The sequence below is a fragment of the Cellulosimicrobium sp. SL-1 genome (assembly GCF_011033075.1).
Lineage (GTDB): Bacteria > Actinomycetota > Actinomycetes > Actinomycetales > Cellulomonadaceae > Cellulosimicrobium > Cellulosimicrobium funkei.
Genome location: NZ_JAACJC010000020.1, coordinates 1 through 890 on the forward strand (window position 1 = coordinate 1; position 890 = coordinate 890).

General features: G+C 58.5%; 1 rRNA gene. It reads right to left on the reverse strand.

Features of this window, described 5'->3' with window-relative positions:
- Positions 1-890, reverse strand: a 16S ribosomal RNA gene (locus GWJ10_RS19530); the annotation flags it as partial.

Genomic DNA, 890 nt, shown 5'->3' on the forward strand with positions numbered 1-890 from the left:
CGTGCATGTCAAGCCTTGGTAAGGTTCTTCGCGTTGCATCGAATTAATCCGCATGCTCCGCCGCTTGTGCGGGCCCCCGTCAATTCCTTTGAGTTTTAGCCTTGCGGCCGTACTCCCCAGGCGGGGCACTTAATGCGTTTGCTGCGGCACGGAACTCGTGGAATGAGCCCCACACCTAGTGCCCAACGTTTACGGCATGGACTACCAGGGTATCTAATCCTGTTCGCTCCCCATGCTTTCGCTCCTCAGCGTCAGTTGCGGCCCAGAGACCTGCCTTCGCCATCGGTGTTCCTCCTGATATCTGCGCATTCCACCGCTACACCAGGAATTCCAGTCTCCCCTACCGCACTCTAGTCTGCCCGTACCCGATGCAAGCTCGAGGTTGAGCCTCGAGTTTTCACACCAGACGCGACAAACCGCCTACGAGCTCTTTACGCCCAATAATTCCGGACAACGCTTGCGCCCTACGTATTACCGCGGCTGCTGGCACGTAGTTAGCCGGCGCTTCTTCTGCAGGTACCGTCACTTGCGCTTCTTCCCTGCTGAAAGAGGTTTACAACCCGAAGGCCTTCATCCCTCACGCGGCGTCGCTGCATCAGGCTTTCGCCCATTGTGCAATATTCCCCACTGCTGCCTCCCGTAGGAGTCTGGGCCGTGTCTCAGTCCCAGTGTGGCCGGTCGCCCTCTCAGGCCGGCTACCCGTCGTCGCCTTGGTAGGCCATCACCCCACCAACAAGCTGATAGGCCGCGAGCCCATCCCTGACCGAAAAACTTTCCAACCACCCCCATGCGAAGGCGGCTCATATCCGGTATTAGCCCCGGTTTCCCGGAGTTATCCCGAAGTCAAGGGCAGGTTACTCACGTGTTACTCACCCGTTCGCCACTAATCC